This is a genomic window from Streptomyces mangrovisoli (assembly GCF_000974985.2).
Classification (GTDB): domain Bacteria; phylum Actinomycetota; class Actinomycetes; order Streptomycetales; family Streptomycetaceae; genus Streptomyces; species Streptomyces mangrovisoli.
The window spans coordinates 1-12,937 of record NZ_LAVA02000078.1; the positions used below are offsets into that span (position 1 = coordinate 1).

11 protein-coding genes, 1 rRNA gene and 1 pseudogene are annotated in these 12,937 nt (G+C 73.8%); 11 read left to right on the forward strand and 2 right to left on the reverse strand.

Annotated elements, in window-relative coordinates; translation table 11 throughout:
* Positions 1–112: 112 nt before the first annotated feature.
* The 3 genes and pseudogenes from rrf (at position 113) to WN71_RS28215 (ending at position 2,614) form a co-directional block, all read left to right on the forward strand.
* Positions 113–230 (forward strand): 5S ribosomal RNA (gene rrf, locus WN71_RS28205).
* Positions 231–496: 266 nt separating this feature from the next.
* Positions 497–1,273 (forward strand): annotated as a pseudogene (locus WN71_RS43280) (hypothetical protein); the annotation flags it as partial.
* A gap of 375 nt (positions 1,274–1,648) precedes the next feature.
* Positions 1,649–2,614, forward strand: a complete 966-nt coding sequence (locus WN71_RS28215; RefSeq protein WP_240529794.1) for a hypothetical protein — start codon at positions 1,649–1,651, stop codon at positions 2,612–2,614.
* A gap of 45 nt (positions 2,615–2,659) precedes the next feature.
* Here the strand turns inward: WN71_RS28215 and WN71_RS28220 are convergent, their stop codons facing one another.
* Positions 2,660–3,952, reverse strand: coding sequence for a DUF1015 family protein (locus tag WN71_RS28220; protein ID WP_046584206.1), 1,293 nt, complete (start codon positions 3,950–3,952; stop codon positions 2,660–2,662).
* Positions 3,953–4,024: 72 nt separating this feature from the next.
* On the opposite strand from WN71_RS28220, the gene WN71_RS28225 reads away from it, so the two are divergent.
* From WN71_RS28225 to WN71_RS28240, 4 genes are all read left to right on the forward strand, one after another.
* Positions 4,025–5,053, forward strand: coding sequence for an HAD hydrolase-like protein (locus tag WN71_RS28225; protein WP_046584205.1), 1,029 nt, complete (start codon positions 4,025–4,027; stop codon positions 5,051–5,053).
* Positions 5,054–5,137: 84 nt separating this feature from the next.
* Entirely contained in the window at positions 5,138–6,181 is a 1,044-nt protein-coding gene (locus tag WN71_RS28230; protein WP_046584204.1) for a FecCD family ABC transporter permease, read from the forward strand.
* Positions 6,182–6,258: 77 nt separating this feature from the next.
* Positions 6,259–7,278, forward strand: coding sequence for a FecCD family ABC transporter permease (locus WN71_RS28235; RefSeq protein ID WP_240529795.1), 1,020 nt, complete (start codon positions 6,259–6,261; stop codon positions 7,276–7,278).
* Entirely contained in the window at positions 7,275–8,162 is an 888-nt protein-coding gene (locus tag WN71_RS28240; RefSeq protein ID WP_079178171.1) for an ABC transporter ATP-binding protein, read from the forward strand. Before WN71_RS28235 ends, WN71_RS28240 begins: the two co-directional genes overlap by 4 nt.
* Before the next feature lie 166 nt (positions 8,163–8,328).
* Here WN71_RS28240 and WN71_RS28245 read toward each other — a convergent pair whose 3' ends face one another.
* Positions 8,329–8,676 carry a sterol-binding protein gene (locus WN71_RS28245; protein ID WP_046584201.1) on the reverse strand — a complete coding sequence of 116 codons (348 nt, stop codon included), beginning with the start codon at positions 8,674–8,676 and terminating at the stop codon, positions 8,329–8,331.
* A 141-nt stretch (positions 8,677–8,817) separates the two neighbouring features.
* Between WN71_RS28245 and WN71_RS28250 the strand changes: the two genes are divergently transcribed.
* From WN71_RS28250 to recN, 4 genes are all read left to right on the forward strand, one after another.
* Positions 8,818–9,183, forward strand: a complete 366-nt coding sequence (locus tag WN71_RS28250) for a hypothetical protein (protein ID WP_420856535.1) — start codon at positions 8,818–8,820, stop codon at positions 9,181–9,183.
* 7 nt (positions 9,184–9,190) lie between these two features.
* A complete protein-coding gene (locus tag WN71_RS28255; protein WP_046584200.1) occupies positions 9,191–10,006 on the forward strand; it encodes a TlyA family RNA methyltransferase in 816 nt (271 codons plus the stop codon).
* Entirely contained in the window at positions 10,003–10,908 is a 906-nt protein-coding gene (locus tag WN71_RS28260; RefSeq protein WP_046584199.1) for an NAD kinase, read from the forward strand. The genes WN71_RS28255 and WN71_RS28260 overlap by 4 nt, the downstream gene beginning before the upstream one ends.
* 158 nt (positions 10,909–11,066) lie before the next feature.
* On the forward strand, positions 11,067–12,800 hold the full coding sequence (recN, locus tag WN71_RS28265; protein ID WP_046584218.1) for a DNA repair protein RecN: 1,734 nt from the start codon (positions 11,067–11,069) through the stop codon (positions 12,798–12,800).
* Positions 12,801–12,937: the final 137 nt, after the last annotated feature.

The window sequence follows — 12,937 nt, forward strand, 5'->3', positions numbered from 1 at the left end:
CTTGTCCTCAGTTGCTCGCGTCCACTGTGTTAGTTCTGAGGCAACGACTGTTGCCGGCTAGAGCAGAACGCATAACTACAAAGTGTGCTTGTTCGCTCGAAACCATTAGGGTTTCGGTGGCCATAGCGTGAGGGAAACGCCCGGTTTACATTCCGAACCCGGAAGCTAAGCCTCACAGCGCCGATGGTACTGCAGGGGGGACCCTGTGGGAGAGTAGGACGCCGCCGAACAATCTTTGGAAGACCCCTGGTCCCAGCGTTCAGCTGGGGCCGGGGGTCTTTTTGTTTTTACAATGCTTGTAGTACCGAAGACAGGAGTCACCATGTCACCCAACTCGCCCGACGACCGACCGGAGCGCGACCAGCGGCGACGGGACAGTGGTGACCGTGGTGGCTTCCGCGGTCGCGACGACCGTGGCGGTCACGGCCGGCGTGACGACCGGCGTGACGACCGCGGCGGTTACGGCCGCCGCGACGACAACCGTGGCGGCTCCGACCGTCGTGACGACCGTCGGGGCGATGACCGTCGTGGTGGCGGTTACGGCGGCCCCCGTCGTGATGACCGACCCACTTCTTACGGCGACCGCGGCCCGCGCCGCGACGACCGTCCGTCGTACGGTGACCGCGGCCCCCGCCGCGACGACAACCGTGGTGGCGGTTACCGCCGTGACGACCGCCCCTCGGGCGACCGCGGCGACCGTTCCGGCGGTTTCCGTCGTGACGACCGTCCCTCCGGCGACCGTCCCTCCTACGGCGACCGCGGCCCGCGCCGCGACGACCGAGGCGGCGGTGGCTTCCGCGGCCGTGACGACCGTGGTGGCTCCGGCCCCCGTCGCGACGACCGCGGCGGCTACGGCGGCCCGCGTCGCGACGACCGCGGCGACCGTGGTGGCTTCGAGCGTCGTGACGACCGTCGGGGTGATGACCGGCGTGACGACCGTCGTGGTGGCGGTTACGGCGCCCCCCGTCGTGACGACCGACCCACTTCTTACGGTGACCGCGGCCCCCGCCGCGACGACAACCGTGGCGGCGGTTACGGCGCCCCCCGTCGTGACGACCGCCCCTCCGGCGACCGTCCCTCCTACGGCGACCGCGGCCCCCGCCGTGACGACCGCCCGTCCTACGGCGACCGCGGCCCGCGCCGCGACGACCGTCCGTCCTACGGCGACCGCGGTGGCGACCGTTCCGGCGGTTTCCGTCGTGACGACCGCCCCTCCGGCGACCGTCCCTCCTACGGTGACCGCGGTCCCCGTCGTGACGACCGTCCCTCCTACGGCGACCGCGGCCCGCGCCGCGACGACCGCCCGTCCTACGGCGACCGCGGCCCCCGCCGTGACGACCGGGGCAGCGGCTTCCGTCGTGACGACCGTCCCTCCGGCGACCGTCCGCCCTTCCGCCGCGACGACCGTCGTGACGACCGTCCGTCCGGCGACCGCCGTGACGACACCCGTGGTGGCTTCCGCGGTCGCGACGACCGTGGCGGCTACGGCGGCCCGCGTCGTGACGACCGCGGCGGACGGCCCGGTGGTGGTGGCTACCGGGGCCGTGACGACCGCGGTGACGACCGCCGTGGTGGCTTCCGCGACGACAGCCGTGGCGGTGGCCGGTTCCGTGACGAGCGGGACCGCGACCGCGAGCCCATCAAGCGGCTGCCGATCGACGAGGACGTCACGGGCGACGAGATCGACAAGGACGTACGGCAGGAGCTCCAGAGCCTGCCCAAGACCCTCGCCGAGGACGTCGCGCGCAACCTGGTGATGGTCGCCCGGCTCATCGACGAGGACCCCGAGGGCGCCTACGGCTACTCCAAGGTCGCGCTCCGGCTGGCGTCCCGTGTCGCCGCCGTGCGTGAGGCCGCCGGTTTCGCCGCGTACGCCAACCAGAAGTTCAGTGAGGCGCTCGCCGAGTTCCGCGCCGCGCGCCGGATGACCGGTCAAGCCGAGCTGTGGCCCGTGATGGCCGACTGCGAGCGTGGTCTCGGCCGGCCGGAGAAGGCCCTGGAGATGGCCGGCGCGCCCGAGGTGCAGCGGCTGGACAAGGCCGGCCAGGTGGAGATGCGTCTCGTCGCGGCCGGTGCCCGCCGGGACATGGGGCAGCTGGACGCGGCCATCGTGACGCTCCAGAGCCCCGAGCTCGCGTCCAACTCCGTGCAGCCGTGGACCGCGCGTCTGCGCTACGCGTACGCCGACGCGCTGCTCGCCGCCGACCGTGACGGCGAGGCCCGCGAGTGGTTCGCGAAGGCCGTCGAGGCCGACCGCGACGGCAGCACCGACGCCTCCGACCGGCTGGCCGAGCTGGACGGCGTGGAGTTCGTCGACGCCCTCTCCGAGGACCGGGCCGAGGCGAAGTCCGAGGCGGACGAGGAGAAGGCCGAGCGGGTCGAGGACACCGAGGACGAGGTTCCGGCCTCCGACGAGGACGACGAAGCCGACGTAGCCGACGAGGCCGATGACGACGACGAGGACGAAGAGGACGAAGACCTCGCCGACGACCTCGACGACCTTGACGACAACGACGACCTCGACGAGGACACCGACGCCGACGAGGCCGACGCGGACAAGGACGCCAAGGACGCCAAGGACGTCAACGACGCCAAGGACGTCAACGACGCCTGATCCCGACCCCGCTGAAACCCAGGGCCCTCGACCTCGATCTCAGGATCAGAGGTCGAGGGCCCTCAGCACGAGCCCCGAAGCCGGCTTCGGCCCGAACGACGTCGACTTGCGCGGCATGGTGACCCCCTGGCGGGCCAGATCGCGTACGACCTCCTCGCGCACCGGGTGCATCAGCACGGCCGTACCGCCGTCGCGCTCCGCCTTGCGGACCGTGGCGGTGGTGTCGTGGATGTAGGCGATGTGCGCGGGGGAGTCCTCCGGCACCCGCCAGACGTGGTCGAGCAGCGTGGCGTGCAGGACCGTGGCGTCCAGGGTGCGCCAGGCGGCCGGCCGGTCGGCCGGGACCGTACGGGCCAGCAGGTCCGGGTCCGGCCGGTCGACGAGATGGAAGGCGCCGTCGCCCGCGAGCAGGAACGCGTTGCCCGCGCAGGCCGCGTCCGCGAGGACCTCCAGCGCCTCGGGCAGCTCCGCGTCGAGGCGCCGTACCCGGAACAGGCCGTGCAGGGCCGCGACCGCGTCCGCCACCGGGAGGTTGTGCAGCAGCCGGTGGATGGCGCGGACCCGCAGCGGGTAGCGGGCGGTGTCGACGAGCAGGACCAGGCCGTAGTCCCAGGGGCTCGGCGAGGGATGCTCCGCGCGTAGACGTCGGTAGGTGGCCCAGCGGTGGTGTCCGTCGGCGATCAGGGCCTGCTGGGTCGCGAGGTCCGCGCGGACGCGCTCGATGTCGGTCGGGTCGGTCAGCGCCCACAGGCGGTGGCGGAACCCGTCCTCCGTCTTCGTCGCGAGCAACGGGGGCTCACCGGCCGTGCGTTCCACGACGGACGTGGTGACGGCGGCGGCACCGTCGCCGCGGTAGGTGAGCAGCAGCGGTTCGAGATTGGCGGAGGTGGCCCGCATCAGGGCGGCCCGCTCGGCGACGACGTGCGGCATGACGTCCTCGTGCGGCAGGACCACGCCCTCGGCCGGGGCGGACAGGCGCAGCGCCCCGATGATGCCGCGCTGGAGCATTCCGTTGCCGTCGCACTGCTCGTAGACGTACAGGCCCGGCTCGGGGTCGGCGGTGAGGACGCCCTCGGCGAGCCAGCGGCGCAGGGTGTCGTTGGCCTGCTCGGTGCGGGCGCTCGGGGTGGGAGCCTGCGGCAGGATCAGCCGGACGATGTTGTACGGGTCGGCGTCCTGGAGGTGGTGCAGGCCGTCGGGGCGTACGACGACGTCGTACGGCGGCGAGGTCACGGCCGCGAGGCTGCCGACCCGTTCGGGGTCGTAGCGAAGGCCGCGGAAAGGGGCGAGCTCCAGGCCTGGAGGCGACGTTGCCTCCGAGTGACCTCCACTGTTCATCCCGGCATCGTACGTGTGTCGGTGCCATGCGCGATGATCGGGGGAAAGCGAGCGAACGAGGAGCGATGCGGAATGAGCCAGCGCGTCAGGACGAGCCCCGACGGCAGTGACCGGGCCCTGAGCGAGGCGTACGACACGGCGCTGCTCGACCTGGACGGTGTGGTGTACGCGGGCGGCAGCGCGATCGCGCACGCCGTCGAGTCGCTGGCGACGGCCCGCGCGGGCGGTATGCATCTGGCGTACGTCACCAACAACGCGCTCAGGACGCCGGACGCCGTGGCGGAGCATCTGACGGAGCTGGGCATCCCGACGGGCGCGGCGGACGTCATCACGTCGGCGCAGGCGGTGGCCCGGCTGATCAGCGAGCAGGTGCCGGCCGGTTCCCGGATCCTGGTGATCGGCGGGGAGGGGCTGCGGGTCGCGCTGCGCGAGCGCGGTCTGGAGCCGGTGGAGTCCGCGGACGACGATCCGGCGGCCGTGGTCCAGGGCTACGGCGGCCCCGAACTTCAGTGGAGCCGTTTCGCGGAGGCCAGTTACGCCATCGCGCGCGGGGTGCCGTGGTTCGCGTCCAACACCGATCTGACGATCCCGAGCGGGCGCGGTATCGCCCCGGGCAACGGTGCGGCGGTGCAGGTCGTGCGGATCGCGACGGGTGCCGATCCGCAGGTGGCGGGCAAGCCGCTGCCGCCGATGCACCGGGAGACGATCCTGCGGACGGGTGCCGAGCGGCCGTTGGTGGTGGGGGACCGGCTGGACACGGACATCGAGGGCGCGTTCAACGGCGAGGTGGATTCGCTGCTGGTGCTGACCGGGGTGACCGACGGCGCGCAGCTGCTGGCCGCGCCGCCGCAGCACCGGCCGACGTATGTCGACGCGGATCTGCGCGGAATGCTCGGCGGGCAGCCGGAGGTCGCCGCGGCCGGGGACGGCTTCCGCTGCGGCGGCTGGACGGCCACGGCGGGGAGCGCGGCGCTGGAGCTGGCGGGCGAGGGCGAGCCGCTGGACGGGCTGCGGGCGCTGTGCGCGGCGGCCTGGACGGCGGCCGGTGAGGGCGGCTGCGAGCTGGACGCGGAGAAGGCGCTGGCCCGGCTGGGGCTGTAGCCGACGGGCGCGCCGTCGTTCCCGGGGCGAGGCGGAGCGGGGCGGGTATCGAAGCGAGTTGGGAGGGTAGGCTAACCTAACTGCGTGTTGGTCGACAGTCCCTCTCAGCAGCGCGCGGAGACCGCCCCCGCGCCCCCGGCTCGCCGTGCGGTCAGGGCCCTCGGGCTCGTGGCCGCCGCGGGCCTCCTCGCGCTCGTCGCGCTGGCGAGCATCGCGATCGGGGCGAAGGAACTGACCCTGGCCCAGGTCTGGCACGGGCTCTTCCAGAGCACCGGCAGCTACGGCGACGTCGTGGTCGACGAGCGGTTGTCCCGCACCGTCCTCGGCCTGCTGGTCGGCGCCGCGCTGGGCCTGGCCGGAGCCGTGCTCCAGGCCCTGACCCGCAACCCGCTGGCCGACCCGGGGCTGCTCGGCATCAACGCGGGCGCGTCCGCCGCGGTCGTCACCGCGATGACGTTCTTCGGCGTGAGCAGCGTCAGCGGCTATGTGTGGTTCGCGTTCGCGGGGGCCGCCGCCGTGGGCGCGCTGGTCTGGTTCCTCGGCGGCAGCCGGGGCGCGACGCCGGTCAGGCTCGCGCTCGCCGGCACGGCGATCAGCGCCGCCCTCTACGGCTATCTCCAGGCCGTGATGATCACGGACGACGCTGCGCTCGGCAAGATGCGCTTCTGGACCGTCGGTTCGCTGGCCACCGCCACCGACACGACGATCCTCCAGGTGCTGCCGTTCCTCGGGGCGGGCATGGTCCTCGCGCTGCTGCTGGCCCGTCCGCTGAACGCCGTGGAGATGGGCGACGACACCGCCCGCGCCCTCGGCGCCAACCTCAACCGCACCCGGGCGCTGTCGATGCTCGCGGCCACCCTGCTGTGCGGGGCGGCGACCGCCGCGTGCGGGCCGATCGTGTTCGTCGGGCTGATGGTCCCGCACGTCGTCCGCTCCTTCACCGGCCCCGACCTGCGCTGGATCCTGCCGTACGCGGCCGTCCTGTCGCCTGTGCTGCTGCTGGGCTCCGACGTCGTCGGCCGGATCGTGGCCCGGCCCGCCGAACTCCAGGTCGGCGTGGTCACCGCGGTCATCGGCGGCCCGGTCTTCATCCTGCTCGTACGACGCCGGAGGACGGCCCAGCTGTGAGGACCGTACGCAAGACGACACCGGACACCTCCGCCCCGGCGGCCGCCGCCGGGACAGCGCGGCCGCTCGGGCGCGCCCTGCGCGCCCCCGGCGGGCTCTCCCTGCGGCTGGACGCGCGGGCGCTGGCCGTCGTGGCCGCGCTGCTGCTCGCCGCCCTCACCGCGAGCGTGCTGCTGATCGGCACCGGCGACTTCCCCATCTCGGCCGGTGACGTGCTCAGGACGCTGGTGGGCGGCGGGGACCGGGGCCAGGAGTTCATCGTCCGCGAGCTGCGGCTGCCGCGCGTGCTGGTCGGTCTGCTGGTGGGCGCCTCGCTGGGGCTCGCGGGCGCGCTGTTCCAGTCGGTCACCCGCAATCCGCTGGGCAGCCCGGACGTGCTCGGCCTCTCGGCGGGCGCCACGGCCGGCGCCCTCGTCATGATCGTCCTGTTCTCGGGGAGCGCGGCCGCGGTCACCGGCGGCGCGCTGGTGGGCGGCCTGGCGACCGGCCTGGCCATCTATCTGCTCGCCTGGAAGCAGGGCGTGCACGGCTACCGGCTGGTGCTCGTCGGCATCGGCGTGTCCGCCGTCGTGACCGCCGTCAACGGCTATCTGATCACCAAGGCCGACTTCGTCGACGCCGCCCGCGCGGTCGTGTGGATGACCGGCTCGCTCAACGGGCGCGACTGGACCCAGGTCTGGCCGCTGCTGGCGCTCTTCGCCGTACTGCTGCCGCTCGTCCTGTCCCAGGCGCGCGGCCTCAGGATGCTGGAGATGGGCGACGACGTGTCGTACGCCCTCGGGGTGCGGGTCGAGCGGGTGCGGCTGGTGCTGATGGTGTCGGCGGTGCTGCTGACCGCGGCCGCGACCGCCGCCTGCGGACCCGTCACCTTCGTCGCCCTCACGGCGCCGCAGCTCGCCCGCCGGCTGACCCGGTCGCCCGGCCCGAACCTGGTCCCCTCGCTGTGCATGGGGGCCACGCTGCTGGTCACCGCCGACTGGGCCGCGCAGCGCCTGTTCGGCGCGGACCAGCTGCCGGTGGGCGTCGTCACCGGCGTCCTCGGCGGCCTCTACCTGCTGTGGCTGCTGGTCACCGAGCGCCGGGCGGGCCGGATATGAGCGAGCCGCAGCCGAGCGCCGTCAGCGGGGCGCGTCCCGCTTCGCCCATCCCTAGGAGCACCGTGAACCGCCTGTCCGCCGAGACCGTGACCCTCGCCTACGACCAGCGCGTCATCGCCGAGAAGCTGTCGGTGGAGATCCCCGACAACTCCTTCACGGTGATCGTCGGTCCGAACGCGTGCGGCAAGTCCACGCTGCTGCGGGCCCTGTCACGGATGCTCAGGCCGAGTGAGGGCCGGGTCCTGCTCGACGGGCAGGTCATCCAGTCGATGCCCGCGAAGAAGGTCGCCCGCACGCTCGGGCTGCTGCCGCAGTCGGCCGTCGCGCCCGACGGGATCACCGTCGGCGACCTCGTCGGCCGCGGCCGCTACCCGCACCAGGGCCTGCTGCGTCAGTGGTCGGCGGAGGACGAGCGGGTGGTGCGCGAGTCGATGGCGCGGACCGGCGTCGCCGAGCTGGCCGAGCGCTATGTCGACGAGCTGTCCGGCGGGCAGCGGCAGCGCGTGTGGATCGCGATGGCGCTCGCCCAGCAGACCCCGCTGCTGCTGCTCGACGAGCCGACCACCTATCTCGACATCCAGCACCAGATCGACGTCCTCGACCTCTGCGCGGAGCTCCACGAGGAGCAGGGGCGCACGCTCGTCGCCGTGCTGCACGACCTCAATCACGCCGCCCGCTACGCCACACACCTCATCGCGCTGCGGGAGGGCCGGGTGGTCGCCGAGGGCGCCCCGAGCGACATCGTCACCGCGGAGCTGGTCGAGGAGGTGTTCGGGCTGCGCTGCCAGGTCATCGAGGACCCGGAGACCGGTACGCCCCTGGTGGTGCCGGCGGCCCGCGCCGCACGCGCCCGCACGAAGGCGGACGCGACGACGGCGCCGTAGGTCTAGTGCTGTGACCGGAAAGGTTTGCCGGAAAGCTCGCGGCGTCCGGTGCGGTGCATCGCAAGGCGGAGCATCGCCCGCGTACTGGATGTACTCGGGTGATGCGACAACGCGGCGAGGTGCCGTGCCGGGCGTCGCGAGCCGGTGAACCTTTCCGGTCGCAGCACTAGAGCAGCTTCCTGAGCCGGAACAGGTCGAGCAGGCTCGCCTCCAGCTGCACCCGGCCCGATCCCCAGGCGCGGGCGAAGTTCAGCTCGCCGCCCACCAGGGCCACCAGGTCGTCGCCCGCCATGGTGAGACGGATCTGCGCCTTCTCCGCGGGAGGGCCCTCGACGGTCTCGTCGACGACGATCCGGCCGCCGGTCATCCGGCCGAGGAACGTGACGTCCAAGTCGGTGATGCGGCAGCTCACCGACCGGTCGAGCGCCGCGGCCGCGCGGACGTCGCCCTCGGCGCCCCGCATGTTGTCCGAGAGCTTCTCCAGTGCGCCGCGGCACTCCTCGATCGTGGCCATCGCGCTCGACGGTACCCCAGCGGTTCGGGGTAGCGTCTGGGCATGAGCGACACAGTGCCGGAACATGAGGTCCCGCCCGGCGCACACCACGTCACGGGTGCGACGGACGCGCGGGATGTGACGGAAGCGGCCGCCGGGGCCGTGCCGCAGGGCCTTCCCGGGGCCGTGGCCGCCCAGGACCCGACGGTGCCCGGGACCGCCGCCGAGGACCCGCGGCCGTCGCCGGACGCCGCCGACGACGACCCCGCCGCGCCCGCTCCGCTCGGCGTGTCGCGCACCCCGACCGGCCACGCGGACGTCGACGCCCGCCTGGAGCGGCTGGCCGACGCCGACCACCTCACGACCGACGGGCACCTCGAGGTGTACGAGGATGTGCACCGGGGGCTGCGCGACGCGCTCACCGCGCTCGACGCCCGCCCGGTCACCCCGGCCCACCCGGGAGCGGGGACCCCGGCGCCCCCGCAGCCGTATCCGAGGCCGTCGTCGCCGTACCAGAGCAGGAGCTGAACCGAACGTGGCAGGAGTCGCACGCCGCCGTCTCGACGCCGAGCTGGTCCGCCGGAAACTGGCGCGCTCGCGCGAGCACGCCAGCCAGCTGATCGCCGCCGGGCGCGTCTCCGTGGGCAAGACCCTCGCGACCAAGCCCGCCACCCAGGTGGAGACCGCCGCCGCGATCGTCGTGCAGGCCGACGACGGCGACCCCGAGTACGTCTCCCGGGGCGGCCACAAGCTCGCCGGGGCGCTCGCCGCGTTCGTGCCCCTGGGGCTCGCGGTGCAGGGCCGCAGGGCGCTGGACGCCGGGGCCTCCACCGGCGGCTTCACCGACGTGCTGCTGCGCGCCGGGGCGGCGCACGTGGTCGCGGTGGACGTCGGATACGGACAACTCGCCTGGTCTCTGCAGAGCGATGAACGCGTCACCGTCAAGGACCGTACGAACGTACGCGAGTTGACGCTCGAAGCGATCGATGGGGAGCCTGTGGATCTTGTGGTGGGGGATCTTTCCTTCATCCCGCTCGGACTGGTGCTGCCCGCCCTGGCGCGCTGCACCGCACCCGACGCGGACCTGGTGATGATGGTGAAGCCGCAGTTCGAGGTGGGCAAGGACCGGCTGGGCAGCGGAGGCGTGGTGCGCAGTCCCGAACTGCGCGCGGAGGCCGTGCGCGGGGTGGCCGCGAAGGCGTGGGGGCTGGGGCTCGGGGTGCAAGGGGTCACCGCCAGCCCGCTGCCCGGGCCCTCCGGGAACGTCGAGTACTTTCTGTGGCTGCGGGCCGGGGCAGCCGAACTGGACCCGGCCGACGTTGACCGTGCTGTGGCGGAGGGGCCGCGTTGACACCGAACCGAGCTCGTACTGTTTTCCTGCTCGCCCACACCGGGCGGCCCGCGGCCATCCGCAGCGCCGAACTCGTGGTGAAGGGGCTGCTGAAGGCGGGCGTGGGCGTCAGGGTGCTGGAGTACGAGGCCGCGGACCTGCCGCTGCCCGACGAGGTGGAGCTGGTCGAGGAGGCCACCCCGCAGAGCCTCGACGGCTGCGAGCTGCTGATCGTGCTCGGCGGTGACGGCACGCTGCTGCGCGGCGCCGAGTTCGCCCGCGCGTCCGGGGTGCCGATGCTCGGCGTCAACCTCGGCAGCGTCGGCTTCCTCGCGGAGGCCGAGCGGGACGACCTCGACAAGGTCGTCGACCGGGTGGTCTCCAAGGCCTATGAGGTCGAGGAGCGGATGACGGTCGACGTCGTCGTGCACCGCAACGGCGACATCGTGCACACCGACTGGGCGCTGAACGAGGCGGCCGTGCAGAAGGCCGGCGCCGAGAAGCTGCTCGAAGTGGTGCTGGAGATCGACGGGCGGCCGGTCACCGGCTTCGGCTGCGACGGCATCGTGCTGTCCACGCCCACCGGCTCGACCGCGTACGCCTTCTCGGCGGGCGGTCCCGTGGTGTGGCCGGAGGTCGAGGCGCTGCTGATGGTGCCGATCTCGGCGCACGCGCTGTTCGCCAAGCCGCTGGTGACCTCGCCCGACTCGGTGCTCGCGGTGGAGGTGCTGCCGCACGTCCCGCCGGGCGTGCTGTGGTGCGACGGCCGCCGCACGGTGGAGCTGCCGCCCGGGGCCCGGGTGGAGGTCCGCCGCGGCGCGGTACCGGTCCGGCTGGCCCGGCTGCACCACGCCTCCTTCACGGACCGCCTGGTGGCGAAGTTCGCGCTGCCGGTGTCGGGGTGGCGGGGGGCTCCCCACTAGGGGCCCGCGGCTCGCTCGGCCGGGGTGCCGGTGGTGCACTCGGGTGGGTGACTTGCGTAGCCGGTCCGCATTCGTCACCTGCGCCTTCGTGTCGTCGGGGCGGGGGCCGTCGCACTTCCCCGCCCCGACCTCGTAAGGTCGGGGGCGTGCTGGAAGAGATGCGGATACGGTCGCTCGGAGTCATCGACGACGCCGTCGTCGAGCTGTCCCCCGGATTCACCGCGGTCACGGGCGAGACGGGCGCGGGCAAGACCATGGTGGTCACCAGCCTGGGGCTGCTGCTCGGCGGGCGCGCGGACCCGGCGCTGGTACGGATCGGGGCCGACAAGGCGGTCGTCGAGGGCCGGATCACCGTGCCGTCCGGCGCGCCGGTCGTGGCCCGGGCCGAGGAGGCCGGCGCGGAGCTGGACGACGGGGCGCTGCTGATCAGCCGTACCGTTTCCGCCGAGGGCCGGTCGCGGGCGCATGTGGGCGGGCGCAGCGTGCCCGTGGGCATCCTCGCCGAACTCGCCGACGAACTCGTGGCCGTGCACGGCCAGACCGACCAGCAGGGCCTGCTGAAGCTGGGCCGCCAGCGCCAGGCGCTCGACCGGTACGCCGGCGAGGCCGTGGCGGGTCCGCTCGCCAAGTACGGCGAGGCGTACCGGCGGCTGCGGGCGGTCTCCACCGAGCTGGAGGAGATCACCACGCGCGCGCGGGAGCGGGCGCAGGAAGCCGACATGCTGCGTTACGGCCTCGACGAGATCGCGGGCGTCGAGCCGCGGGCCGGCGAGGACGTGGAGCTCGCCGAGGAGGCGGAGCGGCTCGGGCACGCCGAGGCGCTCTCGTCGGCCGCGACCGCCGCGCACACCGCGCTCGCGGGCAACCCCGAGGACCCGGAGGGCATCGACGCCTCGACGCTCGTCGCGGGCGCCCACCGGGCCCTGGAGGCCGTGCGCGCGCACGACCCGGCGCTCGCGTCGCTGGCCGAGCGGATCGGGGAGGTCGGGATCCTGCTCGGCGACGTGGCGGGGGAGCTCGCCGGATACGCCGACGACCTCGACGCCGATCCGCTGCGGCTCTCGGCCGTCGAGGAGCGGCGGGCCGCGCTGACCGCGCTGACCCGCAAGTACGGCGAGAACATCGACGCGGTGCTGGAGTGGGCCGAGCGGTCCGCCGCGCGGCTGACGGAACTCGACGGCGACGACGAGCGGATCGACGAGCTGACCGCCGAGCGCGACGGGCTCCGGGCGGACCTGGGCGCGCTGGCGCAGGCGCTCACCGACGCGCGCACGGAGGCCGCGGAGCGGTTCGCCGCCGCGGTCACCGCCGAGCTGGCGTCGCTGGCCATGCCGCACGCGCGGGTCTCCTTCGCGATCCGGCAGACCGAGGACCCGGAGGGCGTCGAGGTCGGCGGGCGCGCGGTGGCGTACGGGCCGTCGGGCGCCGACGAGGTGGAGCTGCTGCTCGCCCCGCACCCGGGCGCCCCGCCGCGGCCGATCGCCAAGGGCGCGTCCGGCGGTGAGCTGTCCCGGGTGATGCTGGCCGTCGAGGTCGTGTTCGCGGGGACCGACCCGGTGCCGACGTACCTCTTCGACGAGGTCGACGCGGGCGTCGGCGGCAAGGCGGCGGTCGAGATCGGCCGGCGGCTCGCGCGGCTCGCGCGGACGGCCCAGGTGGTCGTGGTCACCCATCTGCCGCAGGTGGCCGCGTTCGCCGACCGGCAGCTGCTGGTGGAGAAGACCAACGACGGGACCGTCACCCGCTCGGGGGTGAAGGTCCTGGAGGGCGAGGAGCGGGTCCGCGAGCTGTCCCGGATGCTGGCGGGGCAGGAGGACTCGGAGACGGCTCGGGCCCATGCGGAGGAGTTGTTGGCCACGGCGCGGGACGCCCTCCGGGCGGGTCGGGGGTGACGGTGAGGTGCCGCCCCGGGCGGGGGGTGCTCTGCCGTCGGCGGGTGCCGGTAGGGCCGTGCCTGTAGGCGGGTTCGAGGTCGGGTGCGGGTGCGTGGGGGCTGGTCGCGCAGTTCCCCGCGCCCCTTTCGGGGCGC